The organism is Microbacterium sp. KUDC0406 (assembly GCF_021582875.1).
Taxonomy (GTDB): Bacteria; Actinomycetota; Actinomycetes; order Actinomycetales; family Microbacteriaceae; genus Microbacterium.
The window spans coordinates 1,681,642-1,708,046 of record NZ_CP091138.1 but is presented as its reverse complement, the minus strand read 5'-3'; the positions used below and the strand labels follow the sequence as shown (position 1 = coordinate 1,708,046).

The following is a 26,405-nucleotide window of genomic DNA, read 5'->3' as shown; positions in this document are numbered from 1 at the left end:
TCGGTCAGCTCCCCGCCGCGACCCTTCCCGTCGAAGGACCGGCCGCGCAGCGGCTCGCCCCGCAGCGCGACGATGAGGCCCGCGAGATCGCCGGCGAGCAGCGGATGCCGGGTATCCGAGAGTTCCTCCGCAGTCTCGCCGTCCACCCAGGTCGTGACCATCCACGCCGACGGGTACTCCGCCGACGCGTCGGCGACGCGCACCGGACGGGGTGCGGGCACGGGGAGACCTCGGCGAACTCGGCCATCCGCTCGGCCTCGGCCCGCACCTCCGCGAGAGGGGTGGACACGAGGGGAAGCGCGCGACCAGCCCCTCACCGATGCGGAACAGCGCGTTCACCGTGCCCGGTGAGGGCAGTCTGCGCACCGGCATCGCCTGCGCCTCTGGTACAGAGGCCGAGATCAACGCGACGGCCAGCCGGTTCTCCAGAGCCAGCTGGCCGTCGTGCATCCGTGCGTCGTCGGTCACGCCTGCGGCGGCGCGCCGGGCGCCTGCGGCGGCGCGGTCGGGCCCTGCGCCGGGCCGGCCGGCGGATAGGGGGCAGCGGCCGCACCCGAGGCGGGCTTGCCCGCATCCACCCAGCGGGTGTGCGCCTTCAGCGCGTGCAGTACCGCGAAGCGCACGGCGAAGTAGACGACCAGGCCGACGATCGCGGCGACGATCGCCCAGATGAACGGCACGATGAACAGCATGTGCCACCCGGTGAGGCCGGCCATCATCCCTCCTGCGTCCGGGCGATCCAGGCCTCGACCTCGTCGGCCGTGCGCGGGATGCCGGCCGACAGGTTCACCGGGCCGTCCTCGGTCATCAGGATGTCGTCCTCGATGCGCACGCCGATGCCGCGCAGCTCCTCGGGCACGGTGACGTCGTCGATCTGGAAGTACAGACCGGGCTCGATCGTGAACACCATGCCGGCCTGCAGCTCGCCGTCGTAGTACATCTCGCGGCGGGCCTGCGCGCAGTCATGCACATCCAGGCCGAGGTGATGCGACGTGCCGTGCACCATGTAACGGCGCTGCTGGCCGCCCTTGTCGGCGTCGAGCGCTTCCTCGGCGCTCACCGGCAGCACGCCCCACTCGGCCGTCCGCTCCGCGATGACCTTCATCGCGGCCTCGTGCACGGTGCGGAACCTCACCCCGGGACGGGCTGCCGCGAACGCGGCATCCGCCGCCTCCCGCACGGTCTCGTACACGCGGCGCTGCACCTCGGTGAACGTGCCGGACACCGGCAGCGTGCGGGTGATGTCGGCGGTGTAGAGGCTGTCGGTCTCGACACCGGCATCGATGAGGATCAGGTCGCCCGGGATCACGGCGCCGTCGTTGCGGGTCCAGTGCAGGTAGCAGGCGTGCGGGCCGGATGCCGCGATCGTGTCGTAGCCCTCCCAGTTGCCATCGCTGCGGGCGCGCTGGTGGAAGATGCCCTCGACGATGCGCTCGCCGCGGGGGTGCTCGACGGCGCGGGGCAGATCGCGGATCACGTCGTCGAAGCCGGCCGCGGTGACGGCGACCGCGTGCTTCATCTCGGCGATCTCGTACTCGTCCTTGACCAGGCGCAGCTCGGAGACGAGCCGGGTCAGGTCGTCGTCGGCGTCCACGACGAGGTCGTCGTCGCCCGCGGCGAAGCCGTCCAGATGCGCGGTGGCCACGCCGAGATCGGCGGCGACGCCGGCCAGCGACGGCCGCGGCCCGATCCAGAACTCGCCGATCGTCGCATCCGAGTAGAACTCGGCGGTGGTGCGGTCGGCGCGCTCGCGGAAGTACAGCGTGACGTCGTGCCCGTCGGCGGTCGGCTCGAAGACGAGGATCGAGTCGGGCTCGGAGTCGGTGGCCCACCCGGTGAGGTGCGCGAAGGCGGAGTGCGCGCGGAACGGGTAGTCGGTGTCGTTGCTGCGCTGCTTGAGAGAGCCTGCGGGCACCACGAGGCGCTTACCGGGGAACGCCTTGGACACGGCGTCGCGGCGGGCGGAGGCATAGGGCGCCTGCGCACGTGCGGCGGGCAGCGACTCGGTGCGCTCGGCCCAGCCGGTCGAGATCGTGTCCAGGAAGCCCTGGGGGAACGGCTGACGCCGGTTGGTCTTCTCCTCGACGACGGCGGCGTCGGCGGTGTCGGCGATCGCGTCGCCGTCTGCGGGGGTACTCATGCATCCATCCTCTCACCGGTCGCCGGTCACCGGTCGCCGGTTGCTGAGCGCGCGATGGTCGTCGAGCGAGCCGAAAGCGAGTCGAAACGCAGAGACGAAACGCGTCAGCGTGCGGGCTCGAGCTGCGCCACCAGCGCGCGATGGTCGGAGCCGGCGGCGTCGTCGATGACGACCGAGCCGGTGGGCGTCCAGTTGGCGCTCGCCATGATGTGGTCGATGGGTGCCGCGAGCAGTGCGGGGATGCTGCTCGGCCAGGTGCCCCACATGCCCGTCCCGGTGCGCGTGGCGACATCGCGGCAGTGGCCCATGTCGCCCCCGCCGACGCCGAGACGCGCCATGTGGTCGACCGTGGCGTTGAAATCACCGGCGAGGATGAAGTCGCCCTTCGGGCACTGATCCGCGATCCAGCGCAGGTCGGTGCGCCACCGGTCCATCGCCTCCTGGCGAGGCGCGACGGCGTGCACGGCGACCACGGTCGGACCCTGCCCGTCGACCGGCATCGCGACCACGCTCGGCACCGATCCGGTGTTGCTCGAGCCGTCCGTCGACGACTTGATCACCGAGTAGTCGCCGAGCTCGGGCGAGATCAGCACCGTGGTCTGCCATGCCTGCGGACCGTTCTGCACGTCGGGGCGGATGTTGACGTTGTGCACCCACATCGGCCGGCCGCTCTCGCGCATCAGCACGGCGATCCGCTCTCCGACGCCCTCCGCGGTCTCGGGGAGGGTGACGATGTCGGCCTTCTGGTCGAGCGCCGTGCGCGCGATCCGGTCGGCGGAAGCGGCCTCACCACGGGTGTTCCATGTCATCACGCGCACGCTCCCCTCGGTCTTCTCGGGCAGGGACCCTCCGGAGAGCCCGCGGACCGCTCCGATCACGCCGATCGCGCCGCCGGCGAGGATCGAGACGACCAGCAGGGAGGCCGCGAAGCCGCGCAGCGGCCGCGCGATCATCAGCAGCAGCGAGAGCGCGCCGACCACGGCGAAGGCGAGCAGCAGGGCTCCGCGCGAGGCCACGAGCTGGGCGAACGGGAAGGTCTGCTCGAGCCGGAAGAACTGCGGCCACACGACGACGGCCGCGGCGATCGCGTAGAGCACGGTCAGCAGCAGACCCAGAAGTCGGAACATCCTCTCGAGCCTACGGCTTCGCGCTGTGACGCCCCTGATCGCGGCGGGTGAGTACGCTCGGAGGATGACCACGGGCGCCCGCGGATCGCCGGTCCCGGCGACCTCCATCTGCACTCGAACCACTCCGACGGCACCGAGACGCCCGCAGAGGTGGTCCGTCAGGCGCACGCGCATGGTCTGCGCACCGTCGCGCTGACCGATCACGACCGCACCACGGGGTGGGACGAGGCCGGCGACGAGGCCGTCGCGCTCGGCATGACGTTCATCCCCGGCATGGAGTTGTCGGCGAAGCACGAGTGGCGCAGCGTGCACGTGCTCGGCTACCTGTTCGATCCGACGGACGCCGCACTGGTCGCCGAGACGAATCGCATCCGCGACGATCGCATCGGTCGTGCCGAGCGCATCGTGCGGAACATCTCGAGGGACTACGACCTGACCTGGGACGACGTGCTCGGGCAGACCTCTGCGGATGCCACGATCGGCCGCCCGCACATCGCCGACGCGCTGATCGCGCGGGGCATCGTGGTCGACCGCGGGGAGGCCTTCGACGGAATCCTGCATCCTCGCACCGGGTACTACGAGCCGCACTACGCGCCCGACCCGCTCACCGCGGTGCGCCTGATCACGGATGCCGGGGGAGTCGCGATCATCGCCCATCCCGCCACCGCCGGACGCGACCGGATGATGCCCGCGCCGTTCCTCGAGCGTCTCATCGACGCCGGGCTCGCCGGCTTCGAGATCGAGCATCGCGAGAACACCGAGCAGGGCAAGCGGATGCTGCGCGAGATCGCTGCCAGGCGCGACCTGATCGTCACCGGTTCGAGCGACTACCACGGCGCCGGAAAGCCCAATGTGCCGGGCGAGAACACCACCGGCGAGGACATGCTCGAGCGCCTGGTCGCCCGCGGCACCGGCTCGTCGCCGGCGGTACCCGGCCTGATCACGCTGCTGTTCTCCGCGGGCGCGGCTGTTCTCTGCGGGCCATCGCGCTCGCGCTACTGTTCTCTGCTCGCGCGGCGCATATCCGCGTAGCACGTGCAACGTTCAGCCGCGCGAAGCGGGGACCATCACTGCGGGCGGTTCCGGCGGTGCGGGCCTCCCTCACCCCGGTCGTCGAATGCGGCGAGACGAACCTCCCGGGCTACCGTGCAGGTTCGCCCCGTAGCCTCCTCGCATGCAGTGGGGCACCTCTCTCGAACGCCGTATCGACGTCGTCGCGAGACGCGTGCTCCAAGGGGCGCCGCATCACGGCAGCCGCGCCCGGCTGATCGAGTTCGCCGTCTTCCTGCTCAAGCAGGCGTGGGCGTGCATCTTCGGGGCGTCGCTGCTGGTGCTCATCATCGCCGCTCGCCTCTGGTATCCGGATGACGCGCTGCTCGCCCGCAACGACGCGCTCACGATCGCCGCGGTGCTGATCCAGGTCGTGATGATCGCATTCCGTCTGGAGACCGGCCGGGAGCTGTGGGTGATCGTGATCTTCCACCTCACCGGCACCGTCATGGAGTTGTTCAAGACGGACGTCGGGTCGTGGCAGTACGCCGCGGGCGGCTTTCTCCATCTCGGCGCGGTGCCCCTGTTCAGCGGGTTCATGTACGGCGCGGTCGGGTCGTACATGGTGCGCGTGCACCGGCTGTTCGATCTGGGCTTCACCCGCTATCCGCGGCGCTGGCTCACCGTCGTCCTCGCCGCGGCGATCTACGCGAACTTCTTCGCGCACCACTTCTGGATCGACCTGCGCTGGGTGCTGATCGTCGCGGTCGTCGTGCTCTGGCTCCCGACCCGGATGTACGCGCGGTCGTGGCGGGTGACCCTGCGACTGCCGCTGCTGGCGGTGTTCGCAGGGGTCGCGGTGTTCATCTACGCCGCCGAGAACATCGGCACCTGGGCGGGCGCCTGGTCGTATCCGAATCAGGCGGACGGCTGGGAGCTCGTCTCACCGAGCAAGCTCACCTCGTGGTTCCTGCTCATGATCATCTCGGTGGTGCTGGTCACGCTGGTGTATCCACCGGCGGGTGCCCGCTAATGCAAACGCGCGCGTTGAATTGCGCGCAGCATCGCGGCTGTTTCAGCATCAGACAGGCCCGTAACGGTCTCCCAATCAACGCCCGCGCCGAACAGGTCGTCGACGAACACGAGTTCTACAGCGATCAGCGCACGCAACGTGTCTCGAGCGTCGAGCGGCTCCTCCGAGCGCAGGGCGCCGCGCAGGCGGTCGTGATCGGCGCAGAACGCGCCCGCGTCGTCATAACCGATGACGCGGGCGACCAGATCGTTGATTCGCGCGGGCCCACCCCACTGACCAAGTCCTAAAGCGAGGAAGTCCCGCTGCTCACGATTGAGCTTCATCCAGACCGGACGCAGGTCAGGCCCCGCTGGGGGCCGCTCCACCGGAACGGCGGCGACGGCGGCGCCGCTGCGGCGCCGGCTTGCCGTCGTGGTGCTCGTGCGTGGTGTCGCCGTCGTGAGTGCCGGCGCCCTCCGCGTCGCGGTCCGCACCGTCGGTCTCAGTGGGCGCCGCGACTGCGGCATCCGTGCCCTCGGCGAACGTCGAGCCGACCGGCTCGGTGGCCCGGCGACGACGGCGGCGACGCTTCGTGGTGCCCTCGCTGGTGCCCTCCGCGGCAGCATCCGCCGCCTTCTGCGGCTGACGCTGGCGGCGCTCGCCGGCCGGCTTCTCGGCCTTGGGAGCGGTGACGAGGCGGCCCTTGGTGCCGGCGGGGATGTTCAGCTCCTCGTAGAGGTGCGGGCTCGACGAATAGGTCTCGACGGGCTCAGGCTGACCGAACTCGAGAGCCCGGTTGATGAGGGCCCACTTGTGCAGGTCCTCCCAGTCGACGAACGTGATCGCGATGCCGGTCTTGCCGGCGCGTCCGGTGCGGCCGGCGCGGTGCAGGTACGTCTTCTCCTCATCGGGAATCGTGTGGTTGATGACGTGCGTGACGTCGTTCACGTCGATTCCCCGGGCGGCCACATCGGTGGCGACCATGACGTCCTTCTTGCCCGCCTTGAACGCGGCCATCGAGCGCTCGCGCTGATCCTGTCCCATGTCGCCGTGCACGCCGCCGACGTTGAAGCCGCGGTCGCTCAGCTCATCGACCAGCTTCTGCGCGGCGCGCTTCGTGCGGGTGAAGATCACGGTCTTGCCGCGGCCCTCGGCCTGCAGGATGCGGGCGATGATCTCGTCCTTGTCCAGGGCGTGCGCACGGTAGACCAGGTGCTTGATGTTCGCCTGCGTGAGCCCCTCGTCGGGGTCGTTCGCACGGATGTGGATCGGGTTGGTCATGAACCGGCGTGCGAGGGCGACGATCGGGCCGGGCATCGTGGCGGAGAACAGCTGTGTGTGCCGGACCGGCGGGGACCTTCTGGAAGATCTTCTCGATGTCGGCGAGGAAACCGAGGTCGAGCATCTTGTCGGCCTCGTCGAGCACCACCTCGGCAGCGTTCGACAGGTCGAGCAGACGCTGGCCGGCGAGATCGATCAGACGGCCCGGAGTGCCGACCACGATCTGCGCACCCGCCTTGAGCTGCTCGATCTGGCCCTCGTAGGCCTTGCCGCCGTAGATGGCGACGACGCTGGTGGAGCGATTCGAGGTGAGCAGGTCGATGTCCTCGTAGACCTGCACGGCCAGCTCGCGGGTCGGCACGACGATGAGAGCCTTCACGCCCGGCTCCGGGTCCAGACCCAGGCGCTGCACCACGGGGATGCCGAAGCCGAAGGTCTTGCCGGTGCCGGTCTTGGCCTGGCCGATGATGTCCTGTCCGGGGAGGCCGAGGGGGATGGTCTGCTCCTGGATCGGGAACGCGTCGACGATGCCCTTGGCGGCGAGTGCGTCGACGATGTCCTGGTCGATCCCGAGATCGGCGAAAGAAGTCACAGTATGTTGCCTGTCCGGCGACCGCGCTGTGCGTCGTCGCACCCCGGGAGTCGCCTCGTAAACGGATCCACGCCGTCTCTGATCTCAGGCGCGGGGTCCTGCTCCACTGGCAGGACGGGAACCAGCCTACCGGAGGGGGTCATCACCCGACGAGTCACGCGCACGGACATGCGCCGCGCCCCGGTAATCTGGGCGGGTGGTCAACTGGTTCTGGAAGAAGCGCAGCCAGCCCCGGCGCACCCTCGCGGTGCGCAGCCGGGGCGACCTGGGCGACGCGACGCGCGTCGACTTCGCCGAGCTCGCACCCGAGCTGAGCCGCTTCCTCGGCCAGGCCGCGTACCTGCAGCTCGGGTACTTCGAGACCCTGACCCGCGGCATCCGTGCGACGCCGGAACTGGCTCGCAAGGAGGCGCTGTCGCGCGCCGCCGGCGCGGCCCTCGACAAGCATCGCGGCATCGTCCGCGTGATCACCGAGCGCGGCGAGGACCCCACCGAGCTGATGCTGCCGTTCCGCGAGAACCTCGACGACTTCCGCCGCATGACCATCGGCGCCCGTCAGGAGGAGACGCTGCTCGCGGTCTACCTGACCGCCGGCATGCTCGACGACTTCTATCTCGCTCTCGCGTCGAGCTACGGCGAGACGGGGGAGCGGGTCGCCGAGATCCTCCGCGAGGACGACGCGGGAGGCGAGATCGTCGCGATCATCCAGGAGACGATCGAGAGCGACGAGGAGTGGCGCTCCCTGCTGTCGATGTGGGGGCGCCGCCTGGTCGGCGACACCCTTCTCGTCTGCCGCGGCGCGCTGCGCCCCGAGCGCCTCGCCCTGGACGAGCAGCGGGTCGAGCCGGTCTACACCGAGCTGATGGGCGCGCACGCCCGCCGCATGGACGCGATGGGACTCGCCTCCTAGCCGGCAGGTCGTCAGACTCCGATGGCCTGCTGCGCCCTCTGATCGGCGGCGTGCCGCACGACGGCGATCAGGCAGGTGGCGATCGCGGCGATGAGCAGACCGCCGCCGATGCTCGCGAGCCACAGCCAGCCGTTGCTCTCGGCGATGCCCGCCCACTGCATCGCCGTGTAGATCACGCCGGAGGCCGCCGTGGCGATCGCCGGAGTGACGGCCACGCCGCGCAGGTGGCGGAACGGCAGCAGGTAGTGCAGGCCGATGCCCAGGATGCAGGCCGCGAGGAGCGCCAGCAGGATGTACATGTCAGGCGACGAAGCCGACGCGGCGGGACTCCTCGGTGCCCAGCTCGATGTAGGCGAGGTTCGCGGTCGGCACGATGTAGTCGTTGCCCTTCACGTCGGTGAGAGTGAAGTGGGTCGTGCCCTGCTCGAGCGCGGCCGAGATGGTGCTGCGCACCTCGTCGGCTGCGGTGCTGGTCTCGAAGGTCAGCTCACGGCCGGTGTTGACGATGCCGATGCGGATTTCCACGCGTGCTCCTCTGACTTGCTCGGATGCTGGCAACTCTATCGTGACGGCTCGGCGGACGTCCCGGCGCGCGGCCCGGTTTCGCCGAGGGCGCACACGCACGGCATCCGACGTCGCCCGACGATGTCGTCGCCCGCAGATAGTGTCGAAGGCATGACAGAGGATGCTGCGCAGCGTGCCGTCGTGACGGCGGACGCCGACGCATCCGGTGTCATCGTCGGGGCGCCCGGCACCGGCAAGACGACCGCGCTCATCGAGCGCGTCGTGCATCTGCTGGACGGCGGGCTGGCACCGGAGCAGGTGCTCGCACTCACCCCCAGCCGGCAGGCCGCGACAGGCCTGCGCGATCGAATCGGCGTGCGCATCGGTCAGGCGACGCCCGGTCCGCTGGCGCGCTCGGTCGGCTCCTTCGCGTTCCAGCTCGTGCGCGGCGCGATGGTGCGTGCCGGGGACGATCCGCCGGCGCTGCTCACCGGTGCCGACCAGGACCGCATCATCGCCGAGCTGCTGGCCGGCGACCTCGAAGACGGAACGGTGCCCTGGCCCGATGCGCTCGGGCCGTCGGTGCGGTCCTCGAAGGGCTTCCGCTCCGAGCTGCGGGCGTTCCTCGCGGAGTGCACCGAGCTGGGCGTGCAGCCCGGTGAACTGCCTGCCGCCGGCGATGAGGTCTGGGCGGCGGCGGGCGAGTTCCTCGACGACTACCACCGTGTGCTGGCGCAGCTGCGCTCGGCTCACCGCGACGCCGCAGACCTGCTCGCCGAGGCCACCGGCATCCTGCATTCCGCCGGATGCCGCGACCCTCGGTCCGCTCGCCGCGCTGCGCGTCGTGCTGATCGACGACGCACAGGAGCTCACCCGCGGCGGCGTGGCGATGGTGCGCGCACTGCGTGCGCGCGGCATCGCGGTGCTGGCCTTCGGCGACCCCGACATCTCCTCCGGCGCTTTCCGCGGTGCGAGCCCCGAGCTGTTCGCCCAGCTCGCCGCCGATCTCGGCGACGTGCGCGTGCTCGACGGCCCGCACCGCCAGGCACCGTCGCTCACGGCGCTCACTCGCGTCGTGACGCAGGCGATCGGCGCCGCAGGCCGGGTCGATCACCGTCGCGCCCCTGTTCCCGCCCCGGACGACGATGCCGCAGTGACGACGTTCATCGCCCCCTCGCCGTACGAAGAGGTCGACCGCATCGCCGGCGTCATGCGCGATTGGCACCTGTCCGATGGCATCCGCTGGGACCGGATGGCGGTGATCGCGCACGACACCCGGCAGGTCGCGCAGCTCGAGACCGAGCTCGCTGCGCGCGAGATCCCGACGCGCGCCGCCGGTGTGCAGCGACCGCTCGGCGACGAGTCCGTCGTGCGTGACATCGTCGGCATCGTGCGGATGGCGCTCACCCCGGTGGACGAGCGCACCGCACAGGAGCTCGAAGAGGCGCTGCGCTCGCCGTTCGGAGGGATGGACGCGATCGGGCTGCGCCGGCTGCGTGCCCGGCTGCGGCACCTCGAACTGGAGCAGGACGGCAACACCCCCGCGCGCGAGCTCCTGCGACAGGCGATGACCACGCCCGCGCACCTCACCCTGATCGATGCTGCCGAGGCCAGGGCCGCAGCGCGGTTCGCGGACACGCTCGCCGAGATGACCACGGCCGCCGCTGCCGGCGAGACCATACACGACCTGCTCTGGCGCGCCTGGGACGGAGCCCGCTCCGTCGACGGACGCAAGCTGCAGTACGCCTGGCGCGAGAACGCGATGCAGGCCACCGGCGGCGAGACCGCCCGCGCCCTGGACGCGCTCGTCGCCCTGTTCGATGCGGCGAAGCGGTTCGTCGAGCGCACGCCGAACGAGAAGCCGGCGAAGTTCGTGGAGGACATCCTCGGCAGCGAGGTGCCCGAGGACACGCTGTCGTCGCCGGAGCGCCCGGGTCGTGTGACGCTGCTGACCCCGGCGACGGCGCTCGGCGCCGAATTCGACGCCGTCGTGATCGCCGGCGTGCAGGACGGCGTCTGGCCGAACGTACGCCTGCGCGGCGGGATGCTGCAGACCTGGCGCCTCGCCGACGCGATCATCGCCGCTCGCGCGGGTGAGCCCGCTGTGGTCCCCGGTGTGCTCGACCGTCGCCGCAGCGCGCTGCACGATGAGCTGCGGCTGTTCGTGCGCGCGATCTCGCGGGCCCGCACCAGGCTGCTGATCACGGCGGTCGACGACGACGACGCGACGCCCAGCCCGTTCTTCGGCTTCCTGCCGCAGCCCGAGCCGCCGGAGCGGCACCCGTCGGCGGAGCATCCGCTCACCCTGCGCGGCCTCGTCGCGCGGCACCGCCGCACGCTGACGACGAGCACCGCTCCCGCGGCGCGGCAGGAGGCGGCCGGCCAGCTGGCCGTGCTCGCCGGCGAGGGGGTGCCCGGGGCCGAGCCCTCGGACTGGTACGGCGTCACGCCGTCGTCGACCGAGGCACCGTTGCACGACCTCTCGGTCGAGGCCGCGCGCGTGTCGCCGTCGCGGATGGAGTCCTTCGAGGAGTGCGGTCTGAACTGGGCGGTCTCGGCGCTGGGCGGAGACACCGTGATGCCGCCATCGGCAGGCATCGGCACGATCGTGCACGCGGCGATGGAGACATCGCCCGACGGAGACCTGGAGCGGATGCGGGAGGTCGTCGCCGCGCGCTGGCCCGAACTCGACTTCGAGACCGAGTGGATCGGTCGTAAGGAGCGCCGCCGGGCCGAGCTGTACGTCGACCGGGTCCACTCGTACCTCGCCGAGGTCGCGCGCGACGGCGGCCGGGTGCTCGCGAGTGAGGTCGAGTTCCGGTTCGCGGTGGATGTGCCCGAGGAGCCCCCGTCGTCGAGCGAGCGACGGTCGTTGAGCGAGCCGCAGGCGAGTCGAAACGCAGAGACGAGACGCCTCCACCGTCGGTGCACCCGGTCGGCGACGACACCGCGCATCAGGCGATCATCCACGGATACATCGACCGCGTCGAGGCGTACCCCGTGGGCGCGGGGAGCACCCGGCTGCGCGCGGACGAGGGTGGCAGACGATGACCGCCGAAGAGGAGTGCGTCGTCGTGGTCGACCTGAAGACCGGCAAGTACGAGCCCGAGAGCGACGAGAAGGTCATCGAACACGGACAGCTCTCGGCGTATCAGCTCGCGGTGCAGCAGGGACTCATCGAGGGCGCCGACCCGGGATCCCTCGCGGGTGCGCGCCTGGTGCTCGTCGCGAAGACGCTGTCGAACAGCGACTACCGTGTGGCGCACCAGCACACCCTCGACGGCCAGGCGCGCGACGAGTTCCTGCGCCGGGTCGCCGAGGCGGCCCGCGGCATGTCGGCCAGCAGCTTCACTGCGCAGGTCGAGGCGCACTGCGCCGACACGCAGTGGCGCGTGCAGCCCTGCCGCATCCACACCGTCCCGGCGGTGAGCGCATGACGCCCCGCCGGACGTTGAGCGAGCGACGGAGGTGGTCGTTGAGCGGAGCGACGCAGGAGCGGAGACGAAACGCAGAGACGAGGCGTTCTCAGGTCGACCGGAAAGACGTGAGCGCATGAGCGACTGGACCGCTTCGACGGGCTCAGCGACCCAGTGGCAGATCTCTGCGCTCGACGTCGCCGCCGCCCTGGGCCTGCCGTCACCGACGCCGGCTCAGCAGCGCGTGATCGAGGCGCCACCGACGCCGGCGCTCGTCGTCGCCGGCGCGGGCAGCGGAAAGACCGAGACCATGTCGGGACGAGTGGTCTGGCTGGTCGCGAACGGGCATGTCCGCCGCGACGAGATCCTCGGGCTCACCTTCACCCGGAAGGCCGCCGGCGAGCTCTCCGAGCGCATCGCCGCGCGGCTCGCGATGATCGATGAGTACGGCCGCCGCGGGCTGCTGCCGCACGTCCCCGAGATCGTCGCCTCCGGTGCGCTGCGCCGGGTGCACGAGGCCGCTCCGGGCCGGCAGCGCGATCTCGTCCGCTCCCACGTCCTCGACGAGCTCGCGCAGGCCTACGGCACGGATGCCGCGGCTCCGCCCTCCGCCGAGGACCTGATGATCCGTCCCCGGGTCTCGACCTACAACGCCTTCGCCGACGGCATCGTCCGCGAGCACGCCGCCCGCATCGGGCGCGATCCCGATGTCGCCATGCTCAGCCAGGCAGCATCCTGGATTCTGGCCCGGGATGTCGTGCTGCGCTCCGATCTGCCCGGGCTGGAGCTGATCGACAGGTCGCTCAGCGGGGTCGTGGACGCCGTCCAGCGATTCGCGGGAGACGCCCTCGACCATCGGGTCGACCTCGAGCGCGCGGTTCGCATCGCGACCGATCAGGCCGCCGCGTTCGCGCCGTTCCGCGGCAACAAGGATGTCGACAAGGCCGCCGAGAACCTCGAGGCGCTGCCCGTGCTCGCCGAACTGGTGCGCGACTACATCTCCGAGAAGGAGCGTCGGGGGGTGCTCGACTTCGCCGACCAGGTCTCCGGTGCCTTCGACATCGTCGAGTCCGCCCCCGAGGTGCGCACCGAGCTGCGGGAGCAGCATCGTGTCGTGCTGCTCGATGAGTACCAGGACACCTCTGTCATCCAGACCCGGTTCCTCGCCGAGCTGTTCCGCGACTCCGCGGTGATGGCGGTGGGCGATCCGCACCAGTCGATCTACGGGTGGCGTGGCGCCAGCGCCGACAACCTCTACGCCTTCGCGGGCTCGTTCGCGGCGGAGCAGTCCGCGCAGAGCTACAGCCTGATGACCAGCTGGCGCAACGACGCCGGCATCCTCGACGTCGCGAACCGGGTGCTCGAGCCGCTGCAGCGACCCGGCCTCGACGTGCCGCCGCTCGAGCCGCGACCCGGCGCGGGCTCCGGAACCGTCGAGGCCCGTTTCCCCTTCACCGTGGACGATGAGGCCCGCGAGGTCGCCGAGTGGTTCGCCGGGCGTCGGGCGGCCCACCGGGGCAGCAGCCCGCACACCGGCGCGATCCTGTTCCGCTCCAAACGGCACATGCAGACGTTCGCCGGTGAACTCGCCGCGGCCGGCATCCCGCACCGCATCCTCGGCCTCGGCGGACTGCTGGCCACCCCCGAGGTGGTCGACGTCGTCTCCACCCTGCGAGTCATCCACGACCCCACAGCCGGCTCGGCGCTCATCCGCCTGCTGACCGGACCACGGTTCGGCGTCGGCGTCGCCGACATGGCCGGACTCTACGACCTGGCATCCGAGATCGCGAAGCGCGACAGCGCGCTGACGCCGCTGCCCGACGAGGTCAAGGCGCGACTGCGCTCGTCGCACGGTGCGGACGAGGCCGTCTCGATCGTCGACGCGGTGGACGTGGTGCGCGGCATGCGCGACGACTACCGCCTGCTCGAGGGGATCACTCCCGACGGACGCGCGCGCATCCGCGCCGCGGGAGAGATGCTGGAGAGGCTGCGCCGTGCGGTCGCGCAGCCGCTGCCCGAGCTGATCCGCCTGATCGAGTTCGAGCTGCGCCTCGACATCGAACTCGCCGTCAACGAGACCAGAGGGCCCGCGCGCGTCGCGACCACCCAGCTGCGCGCGTTCGCCGACGAGGTGCGCGCGTTCCTCGCCGCCGACGAGCGCGGCACCATCGGCAGCCTGCTGGCGTGGCTCGACAAGGCGGAGATCACCGACGAGCTGATGCCGCGCCCCGAGCCGCCCGAGCCCGGAGTCGTGCAGCTGCTCACGATCCACGGCTCGAAGGGCCTGGAGTGGGACGCCGTCGCTGTGGTGCGCCTGGTCGAGGAGGAGCTGCCCTCTCGCGCGACCGACACCTCGGGATGGTTCGGGTTCGGCGCGGTGCCGTTCCCGCTGCGCGGTGACGCCGCTGCGCTGCCCCGATTCGAGTGGGACCCGCAGTCGGCGATGGATGCCGCCGGAGATGACCCCGTGAAGCGGCAGAAGGCAGCGCAGGCCTCGCTCTCGGGAGGAGTGACGAAGGCCAACCCGCAGGGCGGCGCGCTCACGCGGTTCAAGAAGGCGTACTCCGAGTATCAGAAGCAGGAGGAGCGCCGCCTCGCCTATGTCGCCGTGACCCGCGCCCGCAGCGACCTGCTGCTGTCCGGCGCGCACTGGGCCGGTCAGAAGAGCCCGCGCAAGCCGAGCCCGTACCTGCTCGAGGCCCTCGACGTGCTGAACCTCGACGGCATCGAGCCGGTCGATCCGGATGAGAACCCGTACGACGGACCCGGCATGACGGCGAGCTGGCCGCTCGATCCGCTCGGCGCCAGGCGCGAGCGCGTCATGCGGGCGGCGGACGACGTGCGTCGCGCGCAATCCACGCCACTGCCGGATGCCGCGCCCGAGCTGGTGCGGCTGCTGGCCGAGCGCGAGGCGCGACAGCGCGGCACCGACGCCGTCGTGCCGACCCGTGTGCCGGCGTCGCGATTCAAGGACTACGTCACCGACTTCCAGAGCACGCTCGGCGGCATCGTCCGTCCGATGCCCGAACGGCCGTACCGGCAGACCCGGCTCGGCACCCTGTTCCACGCCTGGGTCGAGCGGCGTTCCGAGCTCGTCGGCGCGGGTCCCCGCATCGACGGCGGGCTCTGGGAGATCGACGATGACGCACCGGATGCGCAGGCCGTCTCCGAGGCGGATGCCGCCGACCTCGGTCGCCTGCAGGAGATCTTCGAGCACAGCGAGTGGGGCGCCCTGAAGCCGATCGCCGTCGAGATCGAGATCGACTTCGCGCTCGGCGGTCCGCCGCAGCCTGGGTCCCGGGGCCCTGAGCCTGGTTCCTCGGGCCCTGAGCCTGGTTCCTCGGGCCCTGAGCCTGGTTCCTCGGGCCCTGAGCCTGTCGAAGGGACGGGCGACGCTTCGACGGGCTCAGCGACCCAGCCGGACGGTCACATCATGATCTGCAAGCTCGACGCCGTGTACCGGCGCGCGGATCGAGGCGGGCGCGTCGAGATCGTGGACTGGAAGACCGGCAAGGCGCCGCGCACCGAGGCGGAGCGCGAAGACCGGATGCTGCAGCTGGCCCTGTACCGTCTGGCGTACCACCGTCGGTTCGGTGTGCCCCTGGATGAGATCGACGTCGCGCTCTACTACGTGGCGGACGACCTCGTCATCCGCGGAGACCGGGTCTACTCCGAGTTCGAACTGGTCCAGCGCTGGAGTGCCGCTCGCGCTGCGCGCTGAGCCTCTTCGGCGGAGTCGAGCCCCTCGTCGTCGGCGGACAGCGGGTGGACCGTGCCGCTCGGGCCCTCAGCCGTGCCGTGGTCGCCGGAGGATCCGCGCACGCCGGTGATCCCGGCGGCCTCCGCGCGTTCCTCGAGGTCGCCGAGGTCCTGGGTCTCCTGCTCGGTGCTCTCCACGGCGGCCGATGCGGTCTCGTCCCGCACAGGCGCCTGCCCCTGGTCCGTCGGCTGCGCCGCGTCCGCGGCGTCCTCCTCGGTCTGCCAGAGGTCTTCGGGGCGGTACGCGTCGGTCTGCATCGAGGTGTCCACGCCCAGCGGCGGAGCCTGCGGCAGTCGTCCGGCCGCGTCGAGCGCGGAGTCCACGTCCGTCGCTCCGGCCGACACGCGCAGATCGTCGTGCACGCCCTCGGCGAGCGACTCCAGCAGGGCGGCCGCGTCGTCGACGATGTCGCTGCGTCGCAGCGCTTCACCGTGCACGAGCCACCGGGCGAACTCGAGCTCTGCGAGGAGCCGGGCACGGATGCGCATCGCGGAGTCCACAGCGTGGGCCGAAGCGCGGGTGTAGGCGCCGTGCACGTCCTCGGCGGCTTCCTTCGCACCGGACAGCCAGGCGAGATCCACGGCCGGGTCGCCGAGCGAGAGGCCGTGCCAGCCGACCAGTCCCACCACCTTCGGGCCGAGGTCGGGGTCGTCATCGAACAGGAACGAGTCGGCCTGCACCCCGCCGAGCGTCACAGTTGCCTCGAAGAGCCACAGATCGTCGTCGTCCACGGCCTGGCGCCAGCGTGAACTGAGCCTGGCCGGGACGCGTCCCGTGGCGGTGGCACGCTCGATCAGGCGGCGGATCTCCTCACGCACCTCCGCCGCGTCGCGGGCGGTCAGGCCGCCGCCGCGCACGACGGAGGCCGGCAGAGCGTGCGTCGCGGCGATCGCCTCGCCGATCGACCAGGCCGCTCGGCGGCCGGCGGGCACCTGCGAGGCCTCGATCTGAAAGCCGGGCAGCAGTCCGGTCACGAGCGCCCGGCCGTCGCCGATGCGCGTCTCGCCGATGTACTCGGGTGCCAGGAAGGGCAGCATCTCGCGGGCACCGGCGGTCAGAGCGCGCAGCGCGATCGCCTCAGACGCGAGCTCGCGTGCGCCGTCCTCGTCGTCCGCGACACGGATCGTGAGCTCGCGGCCGTCGGCCAGCGTGGCCACGGCCGAGTCGAAGCGGCCGTCCCCGCCGGCGGTGAGAGGGCGGGCGCCGGTGACCTCCGCCCCGGGCAGTGCGGCTGTCACCGCCGCCACTAGAGTGAAAGGAGAGCGTGCCATGCCCTCCAGGGTAGGTCGGCATCCCGGGCGTGACGCCCACGCCACGCCCGATCCGGCACAGGCCGTCGGGCCGGCGGGGCCCCGCCGCCGTGGAGATCCCGTGGAGAAGAAGGAGCACATGATCGTCGAGCCGAGCCCTCTCGACCGCGCAGGCGACCTGCGCGATGCACCCGGGATCATCGACGGCCTGCGGGCCGACGAGGCGACACGTGTGATCGTCGTGCACGACCGGCGCGCCCGGGTGTCGGGTGGTGCGCTGCTGCGAGTGGCGCCCGCCGACGTGATCGGGGCGCGGGAGTGGGCCCTGCTCGGACGTGATGCGGGCGGAGCGCCCGTGCTGCTCGCCGTCGTCGAGGATGCGCCCGCCGACACGGTCGCCATCGACGCCGTGCCCGCGGACTCGGCGTCCGTCGACGAGGGGGCGTGGTCGGCCGTGCGCGACGCCGGCGGAGTGCTCCCGGCCGCGGAGGCCGAACTGCTCATCGAGGCCGTCGCCCTGGCCGACTGGCTGACCGGCTTCCGGTTCTGCCCGGCGTGCGGATCCGAGACCGAGCTGCGCCAGGCCGGCTGGTCGCGGCACTGCCCGTCCTGCGGGCGCGAGCACTTCCCGCGCACCGACCCGGCAGTGATCGTGGCGATCGAGAGCGCGGACGGCGAGCGACTGCTGCTCGGCGCGAACGCGAACTGGCAGGGACGCATGCACTCCTGCTTCGCCGGGTTCCTCGAGGCCGGCGAGTCGCTCGAGACCACCGTGCACCGCGAGATCCTCGAGGAGGCCGGGGTGCGGCTGGAGTCCGTGCGCTACGTGTCCTCCCAGCCATGGCCCTACCCGCGCTCGCTCATGCTCGGCTTCCGCGCCACCGCCATCGACGAGCAGGCCGTCGCCGACGGCGAGGAGATCATCGACGTTCGCTGGCTGACCCGTGCCGAGATCGGCGCGGCGCTGAAGGGCGAGGGGCCGGTCGGACTGCCGGGGCCGTCCTCCATCGCCCGTGCCCTGATCATCGACTGGTACGAGGAGAGCGCGAACGCCGTGCCGAGCGGGCGAAGCGAGCGCCGTGCCGAGTGGGCGCAGCGGGACGAAGTGCCGAAGTGAGCGCACTCGACGCTCTGGACGAAAGGCAGCGGGAAGCGGCATCCGTGCTGCGCGGGCCGGTGGCGGTGCTCGCGGGAGCCGGCACCGGCAAGACCCGTGTGATCACGCACCGCATCGCACACGGCGTCGACGTCGGGGCGTATTCGCCGTCGCGGGTGATGGCGGTCACCTTCACCGCGAAGGCCGCCGGCGAACTGCGCGGTCGTCTGCGCGCACTCGGTGTCGAGGGGGTCGCCGCGCGCACCTTCCACGCCGCGGCGCTCGCCCAGCTCAACTTCTTCTGGCCGACCCTCGCCGGCGATCAGGCACCCTCGATCGTGAAGAACAAGGTGCGGATGCTCGGGCAGGCCGCCGACGAGCTGCGGATCCGGCCCAGCACGGCCACGCTGCGCGACATCGCCGCCGAGATCGAGTGGCGCAAGGTGTCGATGATCTCGATCGACCGGTACGCGGAACTCGGTCGCGCGGTCGCCGGCGTCGACGCCGACAGACTCGCCGCCATGATGCACGCCTACGAGCGCATCAAGGACGAGCGCCGGCAGCTCGACTTCGAGGACGTGCTGCTGGCGTGCGCGGGCATGCTCGAGGCCGAGCCCCGCGTCGCCGCAGCCGTGCACGAGCAGTACCGGCACTTCACCGTCGACGAGTACCAGGACGTCTCCCCGCTGCAGGACCGCCTGCTCGAACTGTGGCTGGGGGAGCGGCGCGACATCTGCGTGGTCGGCGACGCGAGCCAGACGATCTACTCCTTCGCCGGGGCGCAGCAGCGGTACCTGCTCGAGTTCGGACGCCGCCATCCGGACGCCACCGTCGTGCGGCTGGAGACCAACTACCGCTCCCAGGCGCCGATCCTCGCCGTGGCCAACGCGCTCATGCACGGACGGCCCGGCGCACTGGCGCTCGTGCCGGCACGGGAGTCCTTCATCGCGGATGCTCCGACGGTCACGGCCTTCGACACCGAGACCGAGGAGGCCGAAGGGGTGGCGGCGGCCATCGCCGCCCGCATCCAGGCAGGAGCTTCACCCTCAGACATCGCCGTGCTGTACCGGGCCCACGCGCAGTCCGCTCCACTGCAGCAGGCGCTCGCCGCGCAGGGCATCCCGACCACGGTGCTCGGCGGCACGAGATTCTTCGACATGCCCGAGGTGCGGCAGGCGGTGCTGGCGCTGCGCGCCGCAGCGGTCGCCCCGACCGCAGCGGGCTTCCTGCCGACGGTGCGCGACGTGCTGCGCAACCTCGGCCTGTCCGAGGAGCCGCCGCAGGCGGGCGGTGCGCAGCGCGACGCCTGGGAGGCGCGGCGGGCGATCCTGCGTCTCGCGGAGGAGGCGTCGGCGGACACCACGCTGCGCAGTTTCGCCGAGGCGCTGAGCGCGCGGGCGAAGGACCAGCACGAGCCGGAGCTGCGCACAGTGACACTGTCGACCCTGCACGCGGCGAAGGGGCTGGAATGGCCGCACGTGCACTTGGCCGGATGGAACGAGGGGTCGCTGCCCATCTCGTACGCCACGACCTTCGAGCAGGTCGACGAGGAGCGGCGGCTCGCGTACGTCGGACTCACGCGGGCCGCGCGTACGCTCTCGCTGTCGTGGGCGCGGAGCGCGGGACGAGGGGGCGGGCTCCGTCCCGCTTCCTCGCAGAGATCGGGACGACAGCTCGCGGCACTGGCATCCTCCGTGAAATCTCACCGAGTGCCATGCGGTCCGTCCGTCGGGGCTGACCCGGGCGACCATTCCCGCCTCCGCCAACGGCGTGCGCAGGATGCGAGCCGTCAGCGCGGCAGCTCGAGCGAGGCGTGCCGAAGCGAGCGCTCCGGTGCGGCGGCCGATCAGCTGAGCGTGCAGCCTCGGCCAGACCGGATCACGTCGGGTCTCGTGCTCGTCGCGGCAGGCCAGACACGGCGTCTCTCCCGGACGCACCAGCGGTCCGATCGTCATGGCGGCGGCCTCGAACGCCACGGGCAGGTGCGCCACGTCGTCGCGCAGGTATCCGGCGAACTGCAGGGCGGATGCGGCGCCCTCGACGACGATCACCCCGACATCTGCCGGATCGTCACGGCTGCCGCGCTCCAGTCCCTCCTCGAGCAGGCAGCCCGCCATGCGCGGGAGAGCGCGGTCGTCGGCGAGGTTCACTCCCTCGATCCAGAACGCCGGCGCCGGTGGCGGGTCGTCGCACAGCACCGGGCGGAGCAGCGTCAGCAGATCGCGCGCCTGCTGGCGCGGGGCGCCGACGCGGTGCGCGACGAAGTCGAAGGTCGAGAGCCGGATGCCGGAGGCGAGGCACGCGAGCAGGGGTTCGACCCAGGGGGCGGTGGCGTCGACATGGACGACGGCTTCGATGCCGAACTGGATGACGGACTCATCGCGCCAGAGCAGCGGGTATCGAGGATCCAGTCGTGTGATCGTCGTCGGACTGAGCGGGCTCATGGGTCGATCATGGCGTGGGTCGCCGACGCGGTTGTTGGTGTTCGGCTGGTCTGTGGAGAACTCCTTGGAGCGGCCGCGCTGTGGAGGGAGGGGGAGGTAGGGGAGCGGGAATCAGCGGGCTGAACGTTCAGCCTCCCGGTCGTTGAGCGAGGAGCGCAGCGACGAGACGAAACGCCTTCAGCGCAGGTGAGGGGCTACACCGGGCGGGGGCCGTCGGGGGCGTCGTCCTCGTCGGGGGACTCGCCCTCGTCGGGGGCGTCGTCCTCGTCGGGGGACTCGTCCTCGGAGGGGGAACCGCCGAAGTCGTCGCCGTCGAGCAGCCGCGCCAGCGCCTCGTCGAACTCGTCGGCAGCCGGCGCCTCGCCGCGCTCGCCCGCCTGGAGCCTGGTGATCAGCGCGGCGGGGTCGTCGATGTCCGAGGCCTGCGGCATGAGGTCGGGGTAGTCCCACAGCGCATCGCGGGCGCGCACGCCGACAGCATCCGTCACGGCGCGCCACATCGCGGACGCCTCGCGCAGCCGGCGCGGACGCAGCTTCAGCCCGACCAGAGCGCCGAGCGCGTCCTCGGCCGGACCGCCGACGGCGCGGCGGCGGCGAGCGGCCTCGGCCAGACGCGCGCCGTCGGGCAGCCGCGAGATCGCCTCGGTCGTCACGACATCCACCCAGCCGTCGATCGTCGCGACCAGGTTCTCGAGCCGCGTGAGAGCCTCGCGCTGCGCCTCCGACTGCGCCGGCAGAAGCGCGCCGCCCTCGATGGCCGCCCGCAGCTCCTCGGGATCGGACGGGTCGAGACGTTCCGCGACGTCCTGCAGCGCATCCACATCGACCTCGACGCCACGCGCGAACTCGGTGATCTGCGACATCAGGTGCAGGTGCAGCCACTTCGCGTGCCGGTACAGCCGCGCGTAGGCGAGCTCGCGCACGGCGAGATAGAGCGCGATCTGATCCTCGGGTATCTCGAGCCCTTCACCGAACGCGGCGATGTTCTGCGGGATCACGGCCGCGGTCCCCGCGGGCAGCACCGGGATGCCGACGTCGCCGCCCGAGACCACTTCGAGGGACAGCTCTCCGAGCACCCGGCCGAACTGCACGGCGAACACCGAGGCGCCCAGCCCCCGCATCAGCTGTCCCGCCCCCTGCACCATGCCGCGCATCTCCTCCGGAGCCTGGGTGCCCAGCGCCTGCGTCAGGGCATCGGCGATGCTCGTCGACACCGGGCCTGCGATCTCCTTCCACACCGGAAGCGTCTGCTCGACCCACTCGCCGCGGGTCATCGCGCGCGGCGATGCGGACAGCTCGGAGAGCGTGGTGGCCTCGCTCAGCCACAGATTCGCCAGACCGAAGGCATCCGCCAGCGAGCTGCGCGATCCGTCGGTGATGCCCTGCCCGTCCTGGTTCGCGATGTGCAGCGCCTGGCGCTGGGTGCTCTCCCACGGGTCGCCGCTGAAGGCACCCTGCATCTGTGCGAAGAACGCCTGCATCTGTGCCGGGTCGACCTCGAAGCCGTTCATGCTGCCCATGGCATCGCGCAGCGCATCCGGGTCGATGCCCTCGCCGGACATCATCCGGCGCAGGAACTCCTCGAAGTCGGACGGGTCGGGTCGGTCGTCGCTCATGTCGCCCTCTCAGCACGCGGAAAGCCTGTGACCTCTACGCTAGTCACAGGTTTCTGCGCAGGTCCCGGACGGACGCGGATCCCTGTACGCCGCTCGCGAACGTCGGAGGTCGCCCGTGTCCACACCCCGGTCCCGGCGGCTCGGCGTAGGCGTCTGGGCGCTCGTCGTCGCGCTGGCCGCGCTCGTGGCGCTCACCTTCATCCCCACGCCGTACGTGATCCAGCGGCCGGGCCCGGTGTTCGACACGCTCGGCACCGCGAAAGACGCCGACGGCGAGCAGGTGCCGCTGATCGAGGTCGACGGCGCCGAGACGTTCCCCACCGGGGGCACGCTCGACCTCACGACCGTCCAGGTCGTCGGCAACCGCGAGCGCACACCGAGCTGGGCCGAACTGGCCGTCGCGTGGGTCGACCCTGCGCGGGCCGTCGTGCCGATCGACGTGGTGTTCCCCGAGGGCGTCACCTCCGAGCAGCGCGACAAGCAGAACGCCGAGCTGATGGTGAACTCGCAGCACGAGGCGACCGCCGCGGCGCTCGGAGAGCTGGGCTACGACGTCGGCGCGAAGGTCGAAGTGGTCGAGGCCGTCAAGGACAGCCCCGCTGACGGCGTGCTCGAGGCCGGAGACGTCATCGTCGCGATCGACGGGCAGCCGGTCTCCTCGGCCACGGTGCTCCGCGAAGAGGTGCAGAAGAGCGACGGGAAGGCCGTCGAGCTGACGGTGGACCGCAACGGCGCCGAGCAGCAGGTCTCGCTGACGCCGGAGAAGCAGACGGTGAACGGGACGACGACGTGGCTGATCGGGATCTCCCTGACGACCACGTACGACTTCCCGATCGACGTCACGATACAGCTCGACAACGTCGGCGGTCCGAGTGCCGGCATGATGTTCGCCCTCGGGATCATCGACACTCTCACCCCCGGCGAGCTCAACGGCGGGAAGAACGTCGCCGGCACCGGCACCATCGAGGCCGACGGCACTGTCGGGCCGATCGGCGGCATCCGTCAGAAGCTGTACGGGGCGAGGGATGCCGGTGCATCCGTCTTCCTGGCGCCGCAGGCCAACTGCGACGAGGTCGCGGGTCACGTGCCGGACGGTCTTCGGGTGTTCAGCACCGAGACGCTCGAGGACTCGCTGCACATCCTCGACGTGATCTCGAAGGGCGGCGACACCTCGAAGCTGCCCACCTGCAAGGGTCCCTGACCGGCTCGGCCGCTGAGCCTGTCGAAGCGTCCGAGACCATTCCGTTACGAAGCCGGTCCACAGACGGCCTGCCTAGGATGGACGGGTGACCTCGAACCCTGCGCCGACTGCGGCCACGCCCCGGACTTCCCGAAGAATCCTCACGATCTCGCTCGTCGTCATCGCGGCGCTGATCGCCGGGTTCTTCGTGTTCGCCTCGCTCTACACCGAGTTCCTCTGGTTCGACCAGCTCGGATTCGCGTCGGTGCTGACGACCCAGTGGGTGGCGATGGCGGTGATGTTCGTCGTCGGGTTCCTCGGCATGGCCGTGCCGTTGTTCCTGTGCATCCAGCTCGCCTATCGGCTGCGCCCTGTCTATGTGCGGCTGAGCTCGCAGCTGGACCGCTACCAGGAGGTCGTCGAGCCGCTGCGCCGTCTGGCGATGTGGGGCATGCCCATCTTCTTCGGCGTCTTCGCGGGGTTCGCCTCCGCGGGCAACTGGCGCGTGGTGTGGCTGTGGGCGAACGGCGTCACCACGAGCGTGAAGGACCCCGAGTTCGGCGTCGACACCGGGTTCTACCTGTTCGCGATGCCCTTCTACCACATGCTGCTCGCGTTCGTCTCGGCCGTGCTGCTGCTGTGCCTGGTGATCACCGCGCTGGTGTCGTACCTGTACGGATCGGTGCGGATCGGGCAGCGTGAGCTGCGCATCTCGAAGCCGGCCCGCATCCAGCTCGCCGTCCTCGCCGGCCTCTACCTGGCCGTCCAGGCCGTCAGCCTGTGGCTGGACCGCTACCTGACCCTGACCCAGCCGGATGACCGCATCACGGGACCGGCGTACACCGGCGTGAACGCGACCATTCCCGGACTTGCGATCCTGTCGATCATCGCGGCCGTCGTCGCGATCCTCTTCTTCGTCACCGCGATCATCGGCCGCTGGCGCTTCCCGCTCGCGGCGACCGCGCTGCTCGTGGTGGCATCCCTCGTCGTCGGCGTCGGCTACCCCTGGATCGTCACCACCTTCCAGGTGAAGCCGAACCAGAACCGGCTGCAGGCGGAGTTCTACGACCGCAACATCGACAGCACGAAGACGGCCTACGGCGTCGACGACATGACGGTCACGCCGGTCAAGGCCAAGACCGACACCGAGAAGGGCCAGCTGCGCGAAGACGCCGAGACCACGGCATCCGTCCGCATCATGGACCCGAACATCATCAGCCCCACCGTGGCGCAGCTGCAGCAGTACCGCTCGTACTACCAGTTCGGCACCGACCTCGACGTCGACCGCTACGAGATCGACGGCAAGATGCAGGACACGGTCGTCGCGGTCCGCGAGCTCGACATGACCAAGCTCGGCGGCGGCGACAGCTGGAACAACCGCGCCGCGGTCTACACGCACGGCTACGGCCTCGTGGCGATGGCGGGCAACCAGCGCACCACCGACGGCGAGCCGGTGTTCCTGGAGCAGGGCATCCCGTCATCCGGCTTCCTCACCGACAGCGAGAAGTACGAGCCGCGGGTGTACTTCGGCGAGCACTCGCCGGACTACTCGATCGTCGGCGCCCCCGAGGGCACCACACCGGTCGAGATCGACTACCCGCGCGGCGGGAAGGACGGCGGTTCCGACACCAAGACGACCTTCAAGGGCGACGGCGGCCCGCGCATCGGCAACACGTTCACCAAGCTGCTGTACGCGCTGAAGTTCCAGTCCGAGCAGATCCTGTTCTCGGACCTCGTCAACCCCGAGTCGCAGATCCTGTACGACCGGAACCCGCGTGACCGCGTGCAGAAGGTCGCCCCGTACCTGACCCTCGACAGCGACCCGTACCCCAGCGTCGTCGACGGCCGGATCGTCTGGATCGTTGACGGCTTCACCACGAGCGCGACGTACCCGTACGCGTCGAAGGTGAGCCTGCGCGACGCGATCGCCGATTCGACCAACCCGGCATCGGCGGTGTCGTTCGACGAGATCAACTACATCCGCAACTCGGTCAAGGCCACGGTCGACGCCTACGACGGATCGGTCACGCTGTACGCCTGGGACGACGAGGACCCGGTGCTGCAGACCTGGCAGAAGGTGTTCCCGTCGACCGTCAAGCCGATCAGCCAGATGTCGGGCGATCTGATGAGCCACGTCCGGTACCCGACCGACCTGTTCAAGGTGCAGCGCAACATGCTCGGCATCTACCACATCAAGGACGCGAACTCCTTCGCGCAGGAGGACAACCGCTGGCAGACCCCGGACGACCCCCAGTCGTCGAACCAGTCCCAGCCGCCGTACTACCTGTCGATGCGGATGCCGGGTGACGACACGTCGCGGTTCTCGATGTACTCGACGTTCATCCCCGCCTCGCAGGGGCAGAGCACCCGAGAGGTGCTGATGGGCTACCTGTCGGTCGACTCGGATGCCGGCTCGACGAAGGGCGAGAAGGCCGACACGTACGGCAAGCTGCAGCTGCTCGAGGTCGACACCGACACCACGGTCCCCGGCCCCGGTCAGGTGCAGAACACCTTCAACTCGAACACCACGGTGGCGCAGCAGGTCAACCTGATGCAGCAGGGCGAGTCCGAGGTGAAGTACGGCAACCTGCTGACCCTGCCGGTCGGCGGCGGTCTGCTCTACGTCCAGCCGGTCTACGTGCAGCAGTCGAAGGGCACCCAGCTGCCGAACCTGCGCAAGATCCTGGTGGCGTTCGGCGATCAGGTCGCCTTCGAGGACACCCTGACCGAGGCACTCGACGCATTGTTCGGCGGCGACGCCGGCGCCGCCGGCGGCGATGAGGACGTGCCTCCGACGGATGAGGGCGAGACCCCGACCGAGCCGACGACGCCCGACCAGCCCGCCGATGCCGAGAAGCAGGCGCTGGCGGATGCCTCGGAGGCGATGACCGCCCGGGACGCCGCCCTGAAGGCCGGCGACCTGGAGGCGTTCGCGGCCGCGGACAAGAAGCTGACGGCGGCCGTGCAGAAGCTGCTCGACCTGTCGGACACTTCCTCGGACACCTCGAAGAAGTAGCACTCGTACCGCCGACGCCCCCTCGTGCTGATGTCAGCGCGAGGGGGCGTCGGCGTCGGAGGGCGTCCTCC

Annotated in this window: 17 protein-coding genes and 4 pseudogenes; 11 read left to right on the top strand and 10 right to left on the bottom strand. The window is 70.8% G+C overall.

Going from position 1 to position 26,405, the window contains the following annotated elements:
* Positions 1-44: 44 nt before the first annotated feature.
* The 4 genes and pseudogenes from L2X99_RS18535 to L2X99_RS08560 form a co-directional block, all read right to left on the bottom strand.
* A pseudogene (locus L2X99_RS18535) lies at positions 45-203 on the bottom strand (phosphotransferase); the annotation flags it as partial.
* Between the two features lie 261 nt (positions 204-464).
* Entirely contained in the window at positions 465-716 is a 252-nt protein-coding gene (locus L2X99_RS08570) for a hypothetical protein (RefSeq protein WP_236135861.1), read from the bottom strand.
* Positions 716-2,140, bottom strand: coding sequence for an aminopeptidase P family protein (locus L2X99_RS08565; protein WP_236135860.1), 1,425 nt, complete (start codon positions 2,138-2,140; stop codon positions 716-718). The genes L2X99_RS08570 and L2X99_RS08565 overlap by 1 nt, the downstream gene beginning before the upstream one ends.
* Positions 2,141-2,244: 104 nt before the next feature.
* Positions 2,245-3,267, bottom strand: coding sequence for an endonuclease/exonuclease/phosphatase family protein (locus L2X99_RS08560; protein ID WP_236124048.1), 1,023 nt, complete (start codon positions 3,265-3,267; stop codon positions 2,245-2,247).
* An 84-nt stretch (positions 3,268-3,351) separates the two neighbouring features.
* Between L2X99_RS08560 and L2X99_RS08555 the strand changes: the two genes are divergently transcribed.
* Together L2X99_RS08555 and L2X99_RS08550 are read left to right on the top strand one after the other, a co-directional pair.
* Entirely contained in the window at positions 3,352-4,299 is a 948-nt protein-coding gene (locus L2X99_RS08555; RefSeq protein ID WP_236135922.1) for a PHP domain-containing protein, read from the top strand.
* 142 nt (positions 4,300-4,441) lie between these two features.
* Positions 4,442-5,290, top strand: a complete 849-nt coding sequence (locus L2X99_RS08550) for a DUF817 domain-containing protein (protein WP_236135859.1) — start codon at positions 4,442-4,444, stop codon at positions 5,288-5,290.
* On the opposite strand, the gene L2X99_RS08545 is transcribed toward L2X99_RS08550, so the two are convergent.
* On the bottom strand, positions 5,287-5,613 hold the full coding sequence (locus L2X99_RS08545; protein ID WP_236124053.1) for a hypothetical protein: 327 nt from the start codon (positions 5,611-5,613) through the stop codon (positions 5,287-5,289). The genes L2X99_RS08550 and L2X99_RS08545 overlap by 4 nt on opposite strands.
* 16 nt (positions 5,614-5,629) lie before the next feature.
* Positions 5,630-7,142, bottom strand: a pseudogene (locus L2X99_RS08540) (DEAD/DEAH box helicase).
* 196 nt (positions 7,143-7,338) lie between these two features.
* Here L2X99_RS08540 and L2X99_RS08535 point away from each other — a divergent pair.
* Positions 7,339-8,052 carry a ferritin-like fold-containing protein gene (locus tag L2X99_RS08535; RefSeq protein ID WP_236135858.1) on the top strand — a complete coding sequence of 238 codons (714 nt, stop codon included), beginning with the start codon at positions 7,339-7,341 and terminating at the stop codon, positions 8,050-8,052.
* 11 nt (positions 8,053-8,063) lie between these two features.
* On the opposite strand, the gene L2X99_RS08530 is transcribed toward L2X99_RS08535, so the two are convergent.
* Both L2X99_RS08530 and L2X99_RS08525 read right to left on the bottom strand, forming a co-directional pair.
* Entirely contained in the window at positions 8,064-8,351 is a 288-nt protein-coding gene (locus L2X99_RS08530) for a hypothetical protein (protein WP_236124054.1), read from the bottom strand.
* Position 8,352: 1 nt separating this feature from the next.
* Positions 8,353-8,577 (bottom strand): DUF3107 domain-containing protein, encoded by a 225-nt coding sequence (locus L2X99_RS08525; RefSeq protein WP_116240863.1) that lies wholly within the window; start codon positions 8,575-8,577, stop codon positions 8,353-8,355.
* A gap of 120 nt (positions 8,578-8,697) precedes the next feature.
* Here L2X99_RS08525 and L2X99_RS18255 point away from each other — a divergent pair, with 120 nt between their 5' ends.
* From L2X99_RS18255 to L2X99_RS08505, 4 genes and pseudogenes are all read left to right on the top strand, one after another.
* Complete coding sequence (locus tag L2X99_RS18255) at positions 8,698-9,933, top strand: UvrD-helicase domain-containing protein (RefSeq protein ID WP_329608156.1); 1,236 nt, start codon at positions 8,698-8,700, stop codon at positions 9,931-9,933.
* Positions 9,934-9,952: 19 nt separating this feature from the next.
* A pseudogene (locus tag L2X99_RS08515) lies at positions 9,953-11,365 on the top strand (PD-(D/E)XK nuclease family protein); the annotation flags it as partial.
* Between the two features lie 238 nt (positions 11,366-11,603).
* Positions 11,604-11,993, top strand: coding sequence for a PD-(D/E)XK nuclease family protein (locus L2X99_RS08510; protein ID WP_236126872.1), 390 nt, complete (start codon positions 11,604-11,606; stop codon positions 11,991-11,993).
* 115 nt (positions 11,994-12,108) lie between these two features.
* Entirely contained in the window at positions 12,109-15,693 is a 3,585-nt protein-coding gene (locus L2X99_RS08505; protein ID WP_236135857.1) for an ATP-dependent DNA helicase, read from the top strand.
* Here the strand turns inward: L2X99_RS08505 and L2X99_RS08500 are convergent.
* Positions 15,639-17,003: a phosphotransferase gene (locus L2X99_RS08500; RefSeq protein WP_236135856.1), complete on the bottom strand. Its 1,365-nt coding sequence runs from the start codon at positions 17,001-17,003 to the stop codon at positions 15,639-15,641. The genes L2X99_RS08505 and L2X99_RS08500 overlap by 55 nt on opposite strands.
* Between L2X99_RS08500 and nudC the strand changes: the two genes are divergently transcribed.
* Entirely contained in the window at positions 17,002-18,099 is a 1,098-nt protein-coding gene (nudC, locus tag L2X99_RS08495) for an NAD(+) diphosphatase (protein ID WP_329608155.1), read from the top strand. The genes L2X99_RS08500 and nudC overlap by 2 nt on opposite strands.
* Positions 18,096-19,816, top strand: a pseudogene (locus L2X99_RS08490) (ATP-dependent helicase). Before nudC ends, L2X99_RS08490 begins: the two are co-directional and overlap by 4 nt.
* 900 nt (positions 19,817-20,716) lie before the next feature.
* Here L2X99_RS08490 and L2X99_RS08485 read toward each other — a convergent pair.
* Positions 20,717-22,138, bottom strand: a complete 1,422-nt coding sequence (locus L2X99_RS08485; protein ID WP_236124062.1) for a zinc-dependent metalloprotease — start codon at positions 22,136-22,138, stop codon at positions 20,717-20,719.
* A 115-nt stretch (positions 22,139-22,253) separates the two neighbouring features.
* Between L2X99_RS08485 and L2X99_RS08480 the strand changes: the two genes are divergently transcribed.
* Positions 22,254-23,339 carry a YlbL family protein gene (locus L2X99_RS08480; protein ID WP_236135855.1) on the top strand — a complete coding sequence of 362 codons (1,086 nt, stop codon included), beginning with the start codon at positions 22,254-22,256 and terminating at the stop codon, positions 23,337-23,339.
* A gap of 85 nt (positions 23,340-23,424) precedes the next feature.
* A complete protein-coding gene (locus L2X99_RS08475) occupies positions 23,425-26,334 on the top strand; it encodes a UPF0182 family membrane protein (protein WP_236124064.1) in 2,910 nt (969 codons plus the stop codon).
* Positions 26,335-26,405 lie beyond the last annotated feature (71 nt).

Coding starts and splice junctions, on each gene's coding strand:
- L2X99_RS08570 (WP_236135861.1), bottom strand. CDS start 716: ATGGCCGGCCTCACCGGGTGGCACATGCTGTTCATCGTGCCGTTCATC.
- L2X99_RS08565 (WP_236135860.1), bottom strand. CDS start 2,140: ATGAGTACCCCCGCAGACGGCGACGCGATCGCCGACACCGCCGACGCC.
- L2X99_RS08560 (WP_236124048.1), bottom strand. CDS start 3,267: ATGTTCCGACTTCTGGGTCTGCTGCTGACCGTGCTCTACGCGATCGCC.
- L2X99_RS08550 (WP_236135859.1), top strand. CDS start 4,442: ATGCAGTGGGGCACCTCTCTCGAACGCCGTATCGACGTCGTCGCGAGA.
- L2X99_RS08545 (WP_236124053.1), bottom strand. CDS start 5,613: ATGAAGCTCAATCGTGAGCAGCGGGACTTCCTCGCTTTAGGACTTGGT.
- L2X99_RS08530 (WP_236124054.1), bottom strand. CDS start 8,351: ATGTACATCCTGCTGGCGCTCCTCGCGGCCTGCATCCTGGGCATCGGC.
- L2X99_RS18255 (WP_329608156.1), top strand. CDS start 8,698: ATGTCGTCGCCCGCAGATAGTGTCGAAGGCATGACAGAGGATGCTGCG.
- L2X99_RS08510 (WP_236126872.1), top strand. CDS start 11,604: ATGACCGCCGAAGAGGAGTGCGTCGTCGTGGTCGACCTGAAGACCGGC.
- L2X99_RS08505 (WP_236135857.1), top strand. CDS start 12,109: ATGAGCGACTGGACCGCTTCGACGGGCTCAGCGACCCAGTGGCAGATC.
- nudC (WP_329608155.1), top strand. CDS start 17,002: ATGCCCTCCAGGGTAGGTCGGCATCCCGGGCGTGACGCCCACGCCACG.
- L2X99_RS08500 (WP_236135856.1), bottom strand. CDS start 17,003: ATGGCACGCTCTCCTTTCACTCTAGTGGCGGCGGTGACAGCCGCACTG.
- L2X99_RS08485 (WP_236124062.1), bottom strand. CDS start 22,138: ATGAGCGACGACCGACCCGACCCGTCCGACTTCGAGGAGTTCCTGCGC.